This window comes from Streptomyces sp. NPDC005774, assembly GCF_042871645.1.
GTDB classification, from domain to species: domain Bacteria; phylum Actinomycetota; class Actinomycetes; order Streptomycetales; family Streptomycetaceae; genus Streptomyces; species Streptomyces pratens.
Genome location: NZ_JBIAIV010000005.1, coordinates 209,950 through 225,903 on the forward strand (window position 1 = coordinate 209,950; position 15,954 = coordinate 225,903).

Consider the following 15,954-nt stretch of genomic DNA (forward strand, 5'->3'; position numbering starts at 1 on the left):
CGGACTTTCCCCTGTTGCCGCGAAACCGCGGATGACCAGAACCCTACGCAGGAGCACCGACGGTGCCGCACCCCGGTTCGCACTTTGTGTCGGTCTTGCAACACAGCCCGTGCCGGACGGGCGCCGGGCCGGAACACGACGCCGTCAGGACAGACCCACCTCCCGCATCTGCCGCAACTCCTTCTTCATCTCGGAGACCTCGTCGCGCAGCCGGGCCGCGATCTCGAACTGGAGGTCCGCGGCGGCGGCCCGCATCCGCGCGGTGAGCTCCTCGATCTGCTCGGCGAGCTCCGCCGCGGGCCGGTCGGTGGGTACCGGCTCGGCACCCTTGGCCCTGCCCTTCGCGCCCTTGGCCGCCTTGGTGCCGAGTGCGGGCACGGGGGCCTTGGTCCCGCCGCCGTCCTTCTTGGCCTGGCGGTAGCCGGAGCCCAGCAACTGCTCGGTGTCGATGTCCTCGCGGGCGATCTGCGAGACGATGTCGTTGATCTTCTTGCGGAGCGGCTGGGGGTCGATGCCCTTCGCCCGGTTGTAGGCGACCTGCTTCTCCCGGCGGCGGTTGGTCTCGTCGATGGCCTTCTCCATCGCCGGGGTGATCTTGTCCGCGTACATGTGGACCTGGCCGGAGACGTTGCGCGCGGCACGGCCGATGGTCTGGATCAGGGAGGTGCCGGAGCGCAGGAAGCCCTCCTTGTCGGCGTCGAGGATCGCGACCAGGGACACCTCGGGCAGGTCGAGTCCCTCACGCAGCAGGTTGATGCCGACGAGGACGTCGTACTCGCCGCTGCGCAGCTCCCGGAGCAGCTCGACGCGGCGCAGGGTGTCGACGTCGCTGTGGAGGTAGCGCACCTGGATGCCGAGTTCGAGGAAGTAGTCGGTGAGGTCCTCGGCCATCTTCTTGGTGAGCGTGGTCACCAAAACGCGCTCGTCCTTCTCGACGCGCGAGCGGATCTCGTGCACCAGGTCGTCGATCTGGCCCTCGGTGGGCTTGACGACGACCTCGGGGTCGACCAGGCCGGTGGGGCGGATGATCTGCTCGACGACGCCGTCCGAGCGGGAGAGCTCGTACTGGCCGGGGGTGGCCGACAGGTACACGGCCTGGCCGATGCGCTTTTGGAACTCCTCCCACTTCAGCGGGCGGTTGTCCAGGGCGGAGGGGAGCCGGAAGCCGTGGTCGACGAGGGTGCGCTTGCGGGAGGCGTCGCCCTCGTACATGGCGCCGATCTGCGGCACGGTGACGTGCGACTCGTCGATGACCAGGAGGAAGTCCTCCGGGAAGTAATCCATCAGGGTGTTCGGCGGGGAGCCGGGCAGGCGGCCGTCGAAGTGCATCGAGTAGTTCTCGACGCCGGAGCAGCTGCCGATCTGGCGGAGCATCTCGAGGTCGTAGGTGGTGCGCATCCGCAAACGCTGGGCCTCCAGGAGCTTGCCCTGCTTCTCCAGCTCGGCGAGGCGCCCGGTGAGTTCCCTCTCGATGTCGCCCACGGCCCGCTCCATGCGTTCGGGGCCGGCGACGTAGTGGGAGGCCGGGAAGACGTACAGCTGCTGGTCGTCGCTGATGATCTCGCCGGTGACCGGGTGGAGCGTGGAGAGCGCCTCGATCTCGTCGCCGAACATCTCGATGCGGACGGCGAGCTCCTCGTAGACCGGGAAGATCTCGATGGTGTCGCCGCGGACGCGGAAGGTACCCCGGGTGAAGGCCAGGTCGTTGCGCGTGTACTGGATGTCCACGAAACGGCGCAGCAACTCGTCCCGGTCGAATTCCTCGCCGACGCGGAGCGGCACCATGCGGTCCACGTACTCCTGCGGGGTGCCGAGGCCGTAGATGCAGGAGACGGAGGCGACCACGATGACGTCGCGGCGGGTGAGCAGGGAGTTGGTGGCGGAGTGGCGCAGCCGCTCGACCTCCTCGTTGACCGAGGAGTCCTTCTCGATGTAGGTGTCCGACTGCGGGACGTACGCCTCGGGCTGGTAGTAGTCGTAGTACGAGACGAAGTATTCGACCGCGTTGTTCGGGAGCAGTTCACGGAACTCGTTGGCCAGCTGGGCGGCCAGAGTCTTGTTCGGCGCCATGACCAGGGTGGGCCGCTGGAGCTTCTCGATCATCCACGCGGTGGTGGCGGACTTGCCGGTGCCGGTCGCGCCCAGGAGGACGACGTTCCTCTCGCCGGCTTCGATGCGCCGGGCGAGGTCGGCGATGGCCGTCGGCTGGTCGCCGCTGGGCTGGTAGGAGCTGACGACCTCGAAGGGCGCCACCGTGCGTTCGATCTGGGAAACGGGCCGCATGCCACCCACCGTACGACCCCCTACTGACAACGGGTCCCGGTCAGCGTTTCTGCGGGGTGCGGGCGCGGTGCTCGACGGGGCCGCGGGCGCGCAGGCGTGTCGGGCGCGTCGGGGAGGAGTGGCGCCGGGGGTGGGCGGGAATGCCGGGTTTGTGCTCGACGGGTGCCGGGCCGGGCCGGCCCGTGATCATCAACGGGTCGAAGATCACCACGATGCCGGCCAGGACCAGGAGGGCGAGCGGGCCGAGCATCATGGGGGCGAGCAGCGTGGCCGCGGATTCTCCCGTGGAGGGGGCGGCCGTCCCGTGGACGTGGACCTCCAGGGCGGCCATGCCGGTGTAGTGCATGCCGGTGACCGCGAGACCCATGACGACGCTCGCGCCCACGCTCCACAGGAAACCCTTGGCCTGCGCGGCCGCCCACAGGGCGGCGGTCGCGGCGGCCATCGCGATGGCGACGGACGCGGCGACGGTGAAGGTGTTGTACTCCAGCTGTCCGTCGAGGCTCATGCTGGCCATGCCCAGGTAGTGCATGGAGGCGATACCGAGGCCGGTGATGGTGCCGCCGGTGAACAGGGCCGTTCCGGTGGCACCCCGGTAGCCGACGATGAAGATCCCGATCCCCACCATGACGACGGCGACGGCCAGACTGGCGAACGTCATCAGGCGGTCGTAGTGGATCGGCGTGCTCTCGATCGTGAAGCCCATCATCGCTATGAAGTGCATCGTCCATATGCCGGATCCGATGGCCGCCGAGCCCAGGGCGAGCCAGCCGGGGCGCCACGACCCGGCCACGACGAGCGGCCGGGTGGCACATCTCAGCCCCAGGGCGCCGCCGAGGCAGGCCATGAGGAAGGCCACCACCGGTGTGACCAGACCGTAACTGAATCCGTCGACCGTGCTCTGCATGCGCGGCTGTCCTTCCACTCTTTGCGTCCCGGAATTTCGGTTGTGAACCCCCTCCCAGAACCGCGTTGGCGGTCAGGGTTGACGCAGAGAGTATGACCTCACCGGAATGGCCGAACGGCCATCCGGAAAAGAAACACATCCTTGCCCCACTTGTGCGGCACCAGTGTGCGCAGTTGGGACGGGCCTGTTCAATTTGTGGTCATCCTGCGCCCGCCCTTCGTCAACTCTCTGATGTCAGAGTTGAGCTGTCCGTGACATTCCGACCGGGTGATAATCCGACCATCCGGCACCGACCGACCGGTGAGGATCCGGCCGTCCGGCGAGGATCCGCCTTCCCGCCGATGGCCCGACCCGCTCGACGGCCCGGCCCGCTCGACGCGAGGAGTACGCATGCACGCACGCACCGTTGCCGCCTCGATCACCTCACTCCTGGGAACCGCCGCTCTCCTTCTCACCCTCTCCCCCGCGCGTGCCACCGGCAGTGACACACTCCCCCTGGTCGTCGCCCACCGGGGCGCCTCCGGGTACGCACCCGAGAACACTCTCCCGGCCGCCGACAAGGCGGCGGAGCTCGGCGTCGACTGGGTGGAGAACGACGTCCAGCGCACCCGCGACGGTGAACTCGTCGTCCTGCACGACGACAGCCTGGCGCGGACCACGGACGTCGAGGAGATCTTCCCCGGCCGGTCGCCCTGGAAGGTGAAGGACTTCACCGCCGCGGAGATCGCCCGGCTGGACGCGGGCAGCTGGTTCGGTCCCGCGTTCGCGGACACGCGCGTGCCGACGCTGGAGCAGTTCGTCCGACGGCTCGAGCAGCACGGCCAGAAACTGCTCCTGGAGATCAAGAACCCTCAGCTGTACCCCGGCATCGAGGGCGAGACCCTGAAGGTCCTGAGCAATGAGGGGTGGCTCGACCGCGCGCATCTGAGCAACCGGCTGGTCGTGCAGAGCTTCAGCGCAGACAGCGTGCGGACGGTTCACGAGCTGAAGCCCGGGGTGAAGACCGGCTTCATCGGTGCGCCTCCCGTGAAGGACCTGCCCGTGTACGCGGACTTCGCCGACCAGATCAACCCCTCGCACACCTCCTTGTCCGCCGGTTACGTCACCGCCGTCCAGGGCTTCCGGGGACCGCACAGCACACCTCTGGAGGTCCTCACCTGGACGGTGGACGACGCGGCCGCGGCCCGGCGGGCCGCCGGATTCGGGGTCGACGGGATCATCAGCAACAAGCCCGACGTGGTGCGGGACGCGGTGGGCGGCTGATCTCTCCCCGCCCCTTCGTGCCCCCCTTGCGCCCGATCGCCTCCGGCCCCTCGCTCTTCGCGTCCGGCGTTGTCGGTGGCGGGCCGTACGGTGGGGCGCATGGACAGCCATGGGCGGTACGAGCGGCGGGTCGTGTGGGCGGTCGTCGAGACGGGCATCGGCCCGCTGCTGCTGGCCGCGACCCGTGAGGGTCTGGTCAACATCGTGTTCCACGCCACGGACGAGGTGCGCGACAGCGCGCTGGAACGACTGGCGTCCCGGCTCGGCACCGAGCCCGTCGGGGAGCCCGGCTCCCCTCTGCTCACCGAGGCGATACGCCAGGTCGAGGCGTACTTCGCGGGCGAGCGGCGCGATTTCGACCTGCCTCTGGACTGGTCGCTGATCTCCGGCTTCCACCGGGAGGTCCTGAGCGAGCTGGCCTCCGGCGTGCCGTACGGCACGGTCGTGGGGTACGGCGATCTGGCCGGCCGGGTCGGCCGGCCGGAAGGCGCCCAGGCCGTCGGCACGGCGATGGGAGCGAACCCCCTGCCGGTGGTCGTGCCCTGTCACCGGGTCGTGGAGAGGGACGGCGGCATCGGTGGGTTCGGGGGCGGGCTGGAGACCAAGCGCCGGCTGCTCGCCCTGGAGGGTGTGCTGCCGGAGCCCTTGTTCTGACAGGTGGTCAGTCGTAGTGCCGTGCCTCGAACACATTCCCGTCGGGGTCCCGGAAGTAGAAGCTGCGCCTGGCGAGGCCGCGGGCGCCGAAGGAATCGTGCGAGAGGTCCGTCATGGGTACGGACTGTTCCTCGAGACGGCTGCGGAGAGCGTCGAAGTCGTCGGCGGACAGCGACAGACAGACGTGATTGACGGGGTGGCCGGAGGCTTCGGCGGCGCCGGGCAGCATCGTCATGCGTTCCGCCATGGCGAACGGCATGAGGTCGAGGATGGTCTCCTCGTTGACCCGTACCGAGGGGAAGGGCGCCTCGCCCACGGAGAAGTCGGTGAGTCTGACCGGTTCCAGGCCGACCGCCTTCTCGTAGAAGCCGGCGGCCGCGACCGGATCGCGCACCCAGAGGACGACGTGGTCGAGACGTGCTGTGTTCTCCGTCATGTGCCCCAGGCTCCGTGAGACCCGCGGTGGCTCGCAAGGGGTTTGACCGGCCGCCCGGCCCGCCAGGGATGAGGGAGGAGCGACAGACGGGAGACGGCTCGTGATCCTGACGGTGTCCGAAGAGGTGCGGGAGGCGCTCGCCGCCCGTCGGCCGGTGGTGGCTCTGGAGTCCACGATCATCGCGCACGGGCTGCCCCGGCCGCGAAATCTCCGGGTGGCGACGGAGCTGGAGGCGGCGGTACGGCAGGAGGGCGCCGTCCCCGCCACGGTCGCCGTGCTGGACGGGCGGCCCCGGGTCGGCCTGGACAGGGAGCAGCTGGAGCGGGTGGCCCATGAGGACGGCGTCCGCAAGCTCGGTCATCGCGACCTGCCGCTCGCGGTGGCGTCCGGGGCGAGCGGTGCCACCACGGTGTCGGCCACCGCCCTGCTGGCCGCGCTCGCGGGCGTACGGGTGTTCGCGACCGGCGGACTCGGCGGGGTGCACCGCGAGTGGACGGTGACCCAGGACGAGTCCGCCGATCTCGGGCTGCTGGCGCGGACCAGGATCACCGTGGTGTGCGCGGGCGTGAAGTCGATCCTGGACGTACCGGCGACGCTGCAGCGGCTGGAGACCCTGGGGGTCGCGGTCGCCGGGTACGGCACGGACCGCTTCCCCGGCTTCTATCTGTCGGACTCGGGGCACCCCGTGGACTGGCGGCTGGACACGCCGGAGCAGGTGGCGGAGGTGATGCGGGCGCAGGACGCCCTCGGCGGGCCCGGGTCGGCGCTGATCGTGGCCAACCCCGTTCCCGTGAAGGAGCAGTTGGATCCCGGGCTGCACGCCCGGGTGCTCGACGAGGCGCTGCGGGCGTGCGAGGAGGAAGGCGTCACCGGTCAGGCGGTCACTCCGTTCCTGCTCGGCCACCTGGTGCGGCACACCGACGGCGCCTCCCTCGCCGCCAATCTGGCGGCGGTCCGGGGCAACGTACGGCTGGCGGCCCGCATCGCGACGGCCTGGACCGGGGCGTGAGGTGGCGTGACGGCGTCGATCCCGGGTGACGGAGGCGGCAGCGCTGCCGGGGCGGGCCATGCGGCGGGGGCGACCGGCGCTCACTCCGGCGCGGGGGCCGGAGCCCGGTCCGGGGCGCGGCCCGGGGCGCTGCTGGTCGTCGGTGACGTCATCACCGATGTGGTCGCCCGGCACCGGGGGTCGCTCGCCCCGGGTACGGACACCGCGGCGGCGATCCGGACGGTGCCCGGTGGCGCGGGGGCCAATGTGGCCTGCTGGGCGGCGTGCTGGGGCGACGCGGAGGTGCGGCTGCTCGGACGAGTGGGCGAGGACGCGGCGGCGTGGCACGCACGGGAGCTGACCGCCTGCGGAGTACGTCCCCTGCTGGTGGTCGATCCGCAGGCGCCGACCGGGACCGTGATCTGCCTGGTCGACGAGGACGCGGCGGCCGAGCGGACCTTCCTCACCGACAGTGGGGCCTCACTGCGGCTCGAACCCGGTGACTGGTCGGACGTATTGCTGGACGGGGTGGCCCGGCTGCATCTGTCGGGGTATCTGCTGTTCAGCGAACCGGGCCGGGCGTTCGTGGCGGTGGCGCTGAAGGCGGCACGCGTGCGGGGGGTGCCGGTGAGCCTGGATCCGGCGTCGGCCGGTTTCCTCACGCAGCTGGGTGCCGGCCGCTTCCTGTCCCTCGTCGAGGGCGTCGACATCCTGCTGCCCAGTCGTGACGAGGCGTGCCTGCTCACGGGGTTGCCGGAGGCGGCCGACGCGGCGGCGCGGCTGAGCCGGCGGGTCCCGCTGGTCGTGGCCAAGCAGGGGGCCGGGGGCGCGCTGCTGGCCCGGTCCGGCCAGGTGTGCGCCCGCGTTCCCGCCGTGGCGACGACACCCCGGGACAGCACGGGCGCCGGCGACGCCTTCACGGGTGCGTTCCTCACCACCCTCATGGCGGGCGCCGATCCGGAACATGCGGCGGCGGCGGGATGCAGGGCGGGTGCGCTGGCGGTGCGCCAGGTGGGAGGCCGCCCGCCACCACCGGCCTGACGGCCTCGGCCGACCTCCGCCGCCCCGCCCCCGTTCTCCGCCCGCCGGAGAGGTTCCAGAGCTTGCGTCCCCGGGCCGAGATCATCGGGGCCGTTGCCAGGTCCAGGATGCCGGCGGCGACGTCGGCGAGGTGGCGGTCGATGTCCTGGGCGGTGGTGACGCCCGCGGTGACGAGCCGGTCCCGGGCCAGGCGGACGGTGGCGGACTCCAGGGCCGCGCAGGCGGGGGCGGCGATCGGGAAGTAGGCGTCGGCCCGTACCTCGCTCAGGCCGGTCTCCCGCAGCAGACGTGGGAGTGCGCGGCCGCGGGCGAGGTCGGCCCCGCGGTCGTCGAGGAGCTTGCGCAGGCTCTGCCGCAGCCGGTTCGCAAGCCGCTGCTCGGGGGGGCCGTACTCGTCCGGGCAGGCCAGGGGCTGCAGAGCGGGGTCGGTGTCCTCGACCAGGAGGCGCCCGCGGCAGCGCAGGGCGCTGACCATGGACCGCACCGCACGTTCGCGGTCCGCCACGCCGAGAAGCGGGAGCCGTGCGTGCACCAGGTCGAAACCGCCCGTCGGCGGCTCCTCCGCGCCGATGTCGTGGATGCGCGCCTCCACCGGCGGACGGGCGGCCGGGGCGAGCCGGGTGGTGTCGGCACCCGTGACCAGCACCTTGCCGGTCGGTCCGACCTTCTTGGCCAGCCAGGACACCACGGAGCCGGCGCCGATCTCCCAGCAGCGCCAGCCGGCGCCGACGCCGACCGCTTCGAGATTCCGGAACGTGGTGGGGTCGAACAGGTCGGCGAGGGCGTCGAGGTGTCCCGCCGCCCCGTTCTGCTGGTGCGCCTCGGTCTACTGATGTTCGAGCAGGTACCCGTCGCTTCGCGTCACGCCGCGATCATCCCAGTTGCCCGGCTTGTCCGGCGTGGTTGACGCTCCGGCCCGTTGCCCGTTCCTCCACAGCCGGGAACCAGCCGGGGCGCGGCACGGTCCGTGTTCAGCCGGACGGGACCCTGGCGTAGACGCTCTCGGCCCAGGTGGCGAGCTGGTCGTCCGTCAGGTGCTGGGCGAGATCGGCCTCGCTGATCATGCCGACCAGGCGCTTGTCGTCGACGACGGGGAGCCGGCGGATGCGGTGGGTCTGCATCTCCCGGAGGACCTCGCCGACGTCGGCGTCCGCCTCGATCCAGCGCGGTGTGCCCTTGGCCATCTCCCCTGCGGTGACCCTGGTCGGATCGTGGCCCATGGCGACACAGCCGACGACGATGTCGCGGTCTGTGAGGATGCCGCAGAGGCGCTCGTTCTCGTCGCTGATGGGCAGCGCGCCGACGTTCAGCTCGCGCATCAGCTGGGCGGCGCGGTCGAGCGTCTCGTGGGCGGGGATCCACTGGGCGCCGCGGTGCATGATGTCTCCGGCGGTGGTCATGAGGTACCTCCCGGTGCCGGACGGCCGGCGCGGCGCGGGTCGCACCGCGAGTACCGGCGTCCTTCATTGTCGCCGTGCGATCGGGGCCCCGCACCTTCGCCCGGTCTCAGAGCCCCGAACGAAATGGGCGCCCGGCTCGCGGCGCCTGGCACGCACTCCCCCAAGCTCTGCGAGCAGGGGGGACCCCCGGCCGCGTTGCCGGAAGGCCCTAGTGACTCCTCCCCCCATCGAGGACCTTCCGGCGCCTTGCGATCGCACGCTCCCCCAAGCTCTCGGCTCCGCTCGAGCAGGGGGGACCCCCATGACGCCACGAGCTGATCGGGCTCCCATTTTGTTCGGGGCTCTCAGCCGTGCCACGCCGGGTGGCGGGGGTCGTCGGCGCGTACCAGGACGTCGGCGGTGCCGGCCGGGCCGGTCTCCCGCGCGTAGCGCTCGAAGGCGGGCAGGGTCCAGTGCCCGGACTCGGGGGTGCGGCGGCGCAGGGCGCCCGGGGAGAGCGAGACGTGGACGCTCAGATCGAAGGGGAACCAGTGCCGCAGGAGGAGCGGGCCGTGCAGCAGCAGTACCCCGCCGGGTGGGAGCGGGACGTAGGGGCTGCGGGTGGCCCGGTCGGTGACGGGGTCCCACAGGTCGGGCAGGACCCGTCCGTTCCCGCCCGGTTCGAGGGGGCCGAACACCTCGCGCCGGAGGGCGCCGGTGTCGTACCAGCCGTCGTAGTACGACTCCACGTCCTGGTGGCCGTACTCCAGCCGGACCGAGGCGGGGCGCAGGAAGCCCTCCGCGCCCACGACGAGGGAGGGGCACCCGCGGACGCGCAGGGCCTCGGCGACCCGTTCGGCGAGATCTTCGGGGCGGGCGGCCGGGGCGCCGTCGAAGGCGACGCGCGGCCAGGGGCCGTCGTCGGACGTCTTCAGCGTCGCCACACGCTCGGCGAGGAGGTCGCCGAGCCGGTCCCAGGTGATCGCTTCGAATCGCACACTGCCATGATGCGCGGGCCGGCTGGACTACCGCGCAGGGCCCCGCGACGCTCGGCCATGGGCGCCGGGTCCGGGTCCGGCTTCACTGGTGGTGACAGTGACCGGCGGGAGGATGTCCGGCCGGGGACGGGCGGGAGCCGACAACGTGATGGATGGACCGTACTTCGTGCTGACGGTGCTGGGCGTACTCGGAACCGGTCTGGTGGCGGGAGTCTTCTGCGCCTTCTCGACGTTCGTGATGAGAGGGCTCGCGGCGTTGCCGCCCGCGCGGGGCGTGGCGGCGATGCAGTCGGTCAACGTGGCCGCGGTGCGGGCGCCCTTCATGCTGGTGTTCCTCGGCTCGGCGCTGCTGTGCGCGGCGATCGCCGTGACGACCTTGGTGGCAGGGCCGGACGAGGGCGCGGCGTGGCTGCTGGCCGGCAGCACGCTGTACCTGTTCGGCGGGTTCGGGGTCACCGTGGTCGCGAACGTGCCGCGCAACGACGCGCTGGCCGGGCTCGATCCGGGCACCGCTGAGGCCGCCGCGTACTGCACCGCGTACGTGCGCGAGTGGACGCGGTGGAACCACGTGCGCACGGTCGCCTCGGCGGGTGCCGCGGTGGCGTACGCACTGGCCCTCACCTGACGACGCGCGGAAAGCACGGACGGCATGGAAGGCACCGCCGACGGGCCTGCGGGCGGGCGCGAGCAGTCGTATCGTGGCCGGAGAACACCGGAGTCCGGAGAGCGCCAGGTCCGGAGAGATCAAGAGACGCCGGGGGTGAAGGCTCCCGGCCCCCGAGGAGTGCCGTCCGAACACGAATGGCCTGTCCCTCGCGCACGCAAGGAAGAACGCAAGGAAGACGGCCATGGCCGATCCCAAGGGGTTCCTGACCACGCCGCGCCAGGACTGGCCGCGCAGGCCCATCGGGGAACGGGTCCGGGACTGGGACGAGGTCTACGTCCCCGGCGCGCTGCTGCCCCTCGTCGGTCCGCAGGCCGACCGCTGCATGGACTGCGGTGTCCCCTTCTGCCACGAGGCCTGTCCGCTGGGCAATCTGATCCCCGAGTGGAACGAGTTGGTCGCGCGCGACGACTGGCGGGCCGCGGCGGAGCGGCTGCACGCGACCAACAACTTCCCCGAGTTCACCGGCAGACTGTGTCCGGCGCCCTGCGAGGCGGGATGCGTGCTCGCCATCAACCAGCCCGCCGTGACCATCAAGAACGTCGAGTGCGCCATAGCCGACCGGGCCTGGGAGGAGGGCTTCGCCGGGCCGGCCCCGCCGGACCGGCTCTCCGGCCGGACGGTTGCCGTGATCGGCTCGGGTCCCACCGGACTGGCCGCGGCCCAGCAGCTGACCCGGGCGGGGCACACGGTCGCCGTGTACGAGCGGGACGACCGGATCGGCGGGCTGATGCGGTACGGCATCCCCGCGTTCAAGATGGAGAAGCGTCATCTGGAGCGGCGCATCGAGCAGATGCGGGCCGAGGGGACGAAGTTCCGTACGTCCACGACGGTCGGGCGCGATGTCGACGCTGCCGAACTGCGGGCGCGTTACGACGCCGTGGTGATTTCTACGGGCGCGACCGCGTGGCGGGAACTGGACGTTCCCGGACGGGAACTGACCGGTGTTCACCAAGCCATGGAGTATCTTCCGCTGGCCAACCGGGTGTGCGAGGGGGACCTGGAGACGTCCCCGCTGTCCGCCGCGGGCCGCGATGTCATCATCGTCGGGGGCGGTGACACGGGCGCCGACTGCCTGGGCACGGCCGTGCGGGAGGGGGCCGCGTCGGTGACGCAGCTGGACATCTACGACCGGCCGGGCGACGAGCGCGACGAGGACGCCGAGCCCTGGCCGACGTACCCGAAGCTGTACCGGCTGTCCCCCGCGCACGAGGAGGCCGGCGTGTTGCGGACGGCACCGGAGGCGGCCGAGGACTCCGACGCACGACTGTTCGCGGCGTCCGCTCTGCGTCTCACCGGCGACACGGACGGGCGGGTCCGGGCGTTGCACCTGGTCGGGGTGGACGTGGAGCGCCGCGCCCGGCCGGGCACCGAGCGTGTCCTGCCCGCCGGTCTCGTCCTCCTCGCGCTCGGCTTCTCCGGGCCCGACCGGAGGGACGGGCTCGTCGCCGGGCTCGGCCTGGAACTGGAGCCGCGCGGCACGATCGCGCGCGACGCCGGCTTCGCCACGAACGTGCCGGGTGTGTTCGCGGCCGGTGACGCCGCCCGCGGGCAGTCGCTGATCGTGTGGGCGATCGCCGAGGGCCGGGCGGTGGCGGCGGCCGTCGACCGTCATCTGACCGACGGCACCACCCGGCTCCCGGCCCCCATCGGCCCGTACGACCGTCCGATGACGGCGTGACGCGCACCGACGGGGAACGCCCGCCCCTCGGACCGCCCGGACTCCCCGGACTCCCCGGGGCCTACGCCTTGCGCCCCACCGCCCCGTATCCCGGGATCACCCCGTCGTCCTGGCCGGGCACGGGCTCGCCCAGTTCGGGGTGCCACAGCTGGGGCACCTGGACACCGGGTTCGACCAGCTCGAGGCCGGCGAAGAGGCGGGTGAACTCCTCGCGGGAGCGCAGGGCCAGCGTGACGCCCGCGGCCTTGAGCTTCTCGGTGGCCGCCTTCGATTCCTCGGGGGTGAAGTCGGGCGTCGCGTGGGAGACCACCAGGTAGCTGCCGGAGGGCAGATCGGCCAGCAGTCGGCCGACCAGTTCGTGGGCGCCGTCCTCGTCGGAGATGAAGTGCAGCAGCGCGATGAGGGAGAGCGCGACCGGCCGGTCGAAGTCGAGGATCTTCCGCGCACCCTCCAGGATGCTCTCCGGATCGCGCACATCGGCTTGGAGGTACTCGGTCACGCCCTCGTCGGTGCCGCGCAGCAGCGCGCCGGCGTGGGCCAGCACGATCGGATCGTTGTCGCAGTAGACGACGCGCGCGTCGGGTGCGATCTCCTGGGCTACCTGGTGGAGGTTCGGCTCGGTGGGGATGCCGGTGCCGATGTCGAGGAACTGGCGTACGCCCTGGCCGGCGAGCCAGCGCGTGGCGCGCTGCATGAAGGAGCGGTTCACCCGTGCCATCACGGGCACCCTCGGGTCGAGGGCGAGCATCTGCCGGCCCATGGCCTCGTCGACGGGGTAGTTGTCCTTGCCTCCGAGGTACCAGTCGTACATCCGCGCGGTGTGCGGCTTGCTCGTGTCGATCTCGACGGGGTGCTGCTGCCCGGTCATGACGAACTCCATAAGTGTCTGCAACTGTTAGTGATCAATTTCAGTGCCGAGCCGGTGTGGTGAGCGGAGCGGGCGGGGACACCCGGAACGGAGTGCTGCGCGCGGGACGGGAATGCGTACTCAGCGGGGAGTCGGTAGGGAGAAGGGAGACGAAAGGGGAACAGGCAACATCGGGTGTACGCCGGGAAGCAACGGTAGGACGGTCGGCAGGGGTCAGGACAGCAGGAAATCCGCCTCTCCCGCTTTGGCTCCTTCGATGAAGGCCGTCATCTCGGCCGAGGTGTAGATGAGCGCCGGTCCGTCCGGGTCGGTGGACTGCCGTACGGCGATCCGGCCGTCGTCGAGCTTCATCGCCTCCAGGCAGTTGCCGCCGTTGCCACCGCTCCACGGCTTGTGCCAGCCCTCGCTGCCCAGCTCGCGCGCGGGCATGCCGTTGTAGATCCCCCCGGTGCGGGCCCGGAACGGGGGCACCGGCAGGGGGGAGGACAAGGACAGGGACAGAGGTTTGATGTGGTTCATTCACAGCTCCTTGCGGAGATCCCTGAGGATCACCTTCGTGCGATGTGCTGTAGCGGCCTGCGCCGCCATGCGGTCCATGACCTCGAGGTGGGTCGCCACCTCGGTGCGCGCGTCCAGGTAGACGGCGCCGGTCAGGTACTCGCTGTAGACCATGTCCGGCAGTTCGGGCATGCCGAATCGGAACAGCACGAACGGCCCGTACGTGCCGGGGTGCGGCCCACTGGCGAACGGGGCGATCTGCAGCGTCACGTTGGACAGCTTCGTGGCCTCGAGGAGTCTGTCGATCTGGGCACGCATCACCTCCGGGCCGCCGACCGGGCGGCGCAGCGCCGTCTCGTCCATGACGACCCACAGCCGGGGCGCGTCGTCACGGGTGAGCAGATCCTGCCGTTGCATGCGCAGGGCGACGTGCCCCTCGATGTCCTCGGGCCGGGTCTGCCCGATGGCGCCCGAGTGCAGCACGCCGCGTGCGTAGTCCTCGGTCTGCAGCAGACCGGGGACGAAGTGGGGCTCGTAACTGCGGATGAGCGTAGCCGCGCCCTCGAGGCTGACGTACATCGAGAACCAGCCGGGCAGGATCTCGTGGAAGCGCTGCCACCAGCCGGGCCGGTTGGCGTCCTCCGCCAGCTGTACGAAGGCGTCGGCCTCGCTGTCGGAGACCCCGTATGCCTTCAGCAGAAGCTGGAGGTACGGAATCTTGAGCGCGACCTCGGCCATCTCCATGCGCCGGACCGTGGCGGGGGCGACGCGCAGGACGCGTGCGGCCTCTTCACGTTTGAGGCCGGCGCTTTCCCGCAGATCCAGCAGGCGCCGGCCGAGGACGACCTGGCCGACCGTCGGCGCGGACCGCGGTTCGCTCACGCTCCACCTCCACGAAAAGGACTTCCTGACGTTCCCGAAGCCGAGGGCTCTGACAGCCCTGACAGCCCTGCGGCGCCAATCCGAGATCAATCGAATGTTTCTTCGATGACCTCAACTGGCGCCGCGCGGGATGCTGTTGCGAGCAGTGTGCCACGGCCGCCCAGACCGTCACACAGCACTCTGGATTTTCCAGAGTGACACTTGCCAAGTGTGCACGGCGGGGCGATAGTGGCAAGCGTGATTCCGTCCGTGCCCTTAGGAACAGACGCCGCTGCGCGCCCCTTCGGTCTCGGCCCCGCTCAGGGAGCCGCCGACCCCGCAAGGGCTGTTGTCCAGCGCCGGTTCCGCTTCGAACTGGCCGCCCACCCGGGTTCTCCCGCGCAGGCCAGACGCCTGACAAGGGCCCGGCTGACCGGCTGGTCGGTGTGCGAGGACACCTGCGACACAGCGGCTCTGGTCGTCTCCGAACTCGTCACCAACGCCATCGTGCACACGGCGAGCAGCCACATAGTCTGCGAGCTGCACGACGGCGACGACCTGGTGCGCATCGCCGTACGGGACGAGGGCTGCGCCCCCGGCCGGCCCCGTGCGAACACCCGGCAGCAGCCGGAGGAGGAGCACGGCAGGGGCCTGCTCCTCGTCGACGCCATGTGTCACGCCTGGGGCGCCCACGAGCAGGGCCCCGGGCTGCTGGTCTGGGCCGAGCTGCCCCGCAAGGCCGACACACCGCGCCCCTCCGACGGGCCGCAGAACGACCTCGGCTGGGGCGAGCGTCCCAAGCCGGGCCCGGCCGGCGACCAGGACGAGGGCGAGGAGCCCGAGCAGCGGCACCACCGCGAAACGGCCCCGACCGCTTCGCCCGCACCTCCCCCCTGTCAGCACACGGCCCCGCGCCAGTACCGCCGGGACGGGGGGTGGGCGTGACCGGCGCCCGGACCCTGAGCCTGAACACGCTGGTACGACTCCAGCGCGAGCTGCACCCCCCGGCCGCACCGCTCCTGCGCCTGCCCGTTCCCGACGGGATGACGGCGCCGATGGGCTGCGACGCGGTGGCGGTACCGGCCCGTTTCGGGCCACTGGTCATGCCCCGGCTGCCACGGGTGGGGTGCGTGTACGCCGATGAGGCGCACTGGTGGTGGCTGGTTCCCTCCGATTCGGACTACGCCCTGGAGTGGCCCGCCCCCGCGCGGTACGACACGGGGGCCGTCGTGCCGGACGTCCCGGACCTGCCCGGCCTGATCCACCGCCCCGACGGCACACTTCCGTACACTCCGCCGATACCCCTCTACCTGGCGGTGTGCCGCCTGACGGGCACGACCCCGAGCTGGTCCCGCCCGGTCACCGCATAGGGCCCCCGGGCCTCACCCGGCGTGCTGCGCACCGCCCCGCACCGCCCGCCGTGCCCCGTGCGG

The 15,954-nt window shown here is 71.4% G+C and carries 16 protein-coding genes and 1 pseudogene; 8 read left to right on the forward strand and 9 right to left on the reverse strand.

Annotation, left to right across the window (positions count from 1 at the left end; all coding sequences use genetic code 11):
- Window positions 1-144 precede the first annotated feature (144 nt).
- A complete protein-coding gene (gene uvrB / locus ACFYQA_RS07515; RefSeq protein ID WP_388912882.1) occupies window positions 145-2,283 on the reverse strand; it encodes an excinuclease ABC subunit UvrB in 2,139 nt (712 codons plus the stop codon).
- Between the two features lie 40 nt (window positions 2,284-2,323).
- Window positions 2,324-3,190 (reverse strand): MHYT domain-containing protein, encoded by an 867-nt coding sequence (locus tag ACFYQA_RS07520; protein ID WP_388912885.1) that lies wholly within the window; start codon window positions 3,188-3,190, stop codon window positions 2,324-2,326.
- 390 nt (window positions 3,191-3,580) lie between these two features.
- On the opposite strand from ACFYQA_RS07520, the gene ACFYQA_RS07525 reads away from it, so the two are divergent.
- Together ACFYQA_RS07525 and ACFYQA_RS07530 are read left to right on the forward strand one after the other, a co-directional pair.
- Complete coding sequence (locus tag ACFYQA_RS07525; RefSeq protein WP_388912887.1) at window positions 3,581-4,453, forward strand: glycerophosphodiester phosphodiesterase; 873 nt, start codon at window positions 3,581-3,583, stop codon at window positions 4,451-4,453.
- A gap of 99 nt (window positions 4,454-4,552) precedes the next feature.
- Window positions 4,553-5,107 carry a methylated-DNA--[protein]-cysteine S-methyltransferase gene (locus ACFYQA_RS07530; protein WP_388912889.1) on the forward strand — a complete coding sequence of 185 codons (555 nt, stop codon included), beginning with the start codon at window positions 4,553-4,555 and terminating at the stop codon, window positions 5,105-5,107.
- A gap of 7 nt (window positions 5,108-5,114) precedes the next feature.
- Here the strand turns inward: ACFYQA_RS07530 and ACFYQA_RS07535 are convergent, their stop codons facing one another.
- Window positions 5,115-5,543: a VOC family protein gene (locus ACFYQA_RS07535; protein ID WP_388912891.1), complete on the reverse strand. Its 429-nt coding sequence runs from the start codon at window positions 5,541-5,543 to the stop codon at window positions 5,115-5,117.
- 100 nt (window positions 5,544-5,643) lie between these two features.
- Between ACFYQA_RS07535 and ACFYQA_RS07540 the strand changes: the two genes are divergently transcribed.
- Both ACFYQA_RS07540 and ACFYQA_RS07545 read left to right on the forward strand, forming a co-directional pair.
- Window positions 5,644-6,552 (forward strand): pseudouridine-5'-phosphate glycosidase, encoded by a 909-nt coding sequence (locus ACFYQA_RS07540; RefSeq protein ID WP_388912893.1) that lies wholly within the window; start codon window positions 5,644-5,646, stop codon window positions 6,550-6,552.
- A gap of 129 nt (window positions 6,553-6,681) precedes the next feature.
- Window positions 6,682-7,572, forward strand: a complete 891-nt coding sequence (locus tag ACFYQA_RS07545; protein ID WP_388913032.1) for a carbohydrate kinase family protein — start codon at window positions 6,682-6,684, stop codon at window positions 7,570-7,572.
- Window positions 7,573-7,633: 61 nt separating this feature from the next.
- Here the strand turns inward: ACFYQA_RS07545 and ACFYQA_RS07550 are convergent.
- The 3 genes and pseudogenes from ACFYQA_RS07550 to ACFYQA_RS07560 form a co-directional block, all read right to left on the reverse strand.
- Window positions 7,634-8,437: pseudogene (locus tag ACFYQA_RS07550) on the reverse strand (SAM-dependent methyltransferase); the annotation flags it as partial.
- A gap of 106 nt (window positions 8,438-8,543) precedes the next feature.
- Window positions 8,544-8,972, reverse strand: coding sequence for a CBS domain-containing protein (locus ACFYQA_RS07555; protein ID WP_386398582.1), 429 nt, complete (start codon window positions 8,970-8,972; stop codon window positions 8,544-8,546).
- A gap of 344 nt (window positions 8,973-9,316) precedes the next feature.
- Window positions 9,317-9,949 (reverse strand): uridine kinase, encoded by a 633-nt coding sequence (locus ACFYQA_RS07560; RefSeq protein ID WP_388912895.1) that lies wholly within the window; start codon window positions 9,947-9,949, stop codon window positions 9,317-9,319.
- 145 nt (window positions 9,950-10,094) lie between these two features.
- Between ACFYQA_RS07560 and ACFYQA_RS07565 the strand changes: the two genes are divergently transcribed.
- Together ACFYQA_RS07565 and ACFYQA_RS07570 are read left to right on the forward strand one after the other, a co-directional pair.
- Window positions 10,095-10,574 (forward strand): DUF1772 domain-containing protein, encoded by a 480-nt coding sequence (locus ACFYQA_RS07565; RefSeq protein ID WP_388912897.1) that lies wholly within the window; start codon window positions 10,095-10,097, stop codon window positions 10,572-10,574.
- Between the two features lie 223 nt (window positions 10,575-10,797).
- Window positions 10,798-12,294: a glutamate synthase subunit beta gene (locus ACFYQA_RS07570; RefSeq protein WP_388912900.1), complete on the forward strand. Its 1,497-nt coding sequence runs from the start codon at window positions 10,798-10,800 to the stop codon at window positions 12,292-12,294.
- Window positions 12,295-12,355: 61 nt separating this feature from the next.
- On the opposite strand, the gene ACFYQA_RS07575 is transcribed toward ACFYQA_RS07570, so the two are convergent.
- The 3 genes from ACFYQA_RS07575 to ACFYQA_RS07585 form a co-directional block, all read right to left on the reverse strand.
- Entirely contained in the window at window positions 12,356-13,162 is an 807-nt protein-coding gene (locus ACFYQA_RS07575; protein ID WP_388912903.1) for an SAM-dependent methyltransferase, read from the reverse strand.
- Between the two features lie 213 nt (window positions 13,163-13,375).
- Window positions 13,376-13,591 (reverse strand): DUF397 domain-containing protein, encoded by a 216-nt coding sequence (locus ACFYQA_RS07580; RefSeq protein ID WP_095534118.1) that lies wholly within the window; start codon window positions 13,589-13,591, stop codon window positions 13,376-13,378.
- A gap of 90 nt (window positions 13,592-13,681) precedes the next feature.
- Window positions 13,682-14,542 (reverse strand): helix-turn-helix transcriptional regulator, encoded by an 861-nt coding sequence (locus ACFYQA_RS07585; protein ID WP_388912906.1) that lies wholly within the window; start codon window positions 14,540-14,542, stop codon window positions 13,682-13,684.
- A 201-nt stretch (window positions 14,543-14,743) separates the two neighbouring features.
- Between ACFYQA_RS07585 and ACFYQA_RS07590 the strand changes: the two genes are divergently transcribed.
- Together ACFYQA_RS07590 and ACFYQA_RS07595 are read left to right on the forward strand one after the other, a co-directional pair.
- Window positions 14,744-15,466, forward strand: coding sequence for an ATP-binding protein (locus ACFYQA_RS07590; protein WP_388912909.1), 723 nt, complete (start codon window positions 14,744-14,746; stop codon window positions 15,464-15,466).
- On the forward strand, window positions 15,463-15,891 hold the full coding sequence (locus tag ACFYQA_RS07595; RefSeq protein WP_388912912.1) for a hypothetical protein: 429 nt from the start codon (window positions 15,463-15,465) through the stop codon (window positions 15,889-15,891). The genes ACFYQA_RS07590 and ACFYQA_RS07595 overlap by 4 nt, the downstream gene beginning before the upstream one ends.
- Window positions 15,892-15,954: the final 63 nt, after the last annotated feature.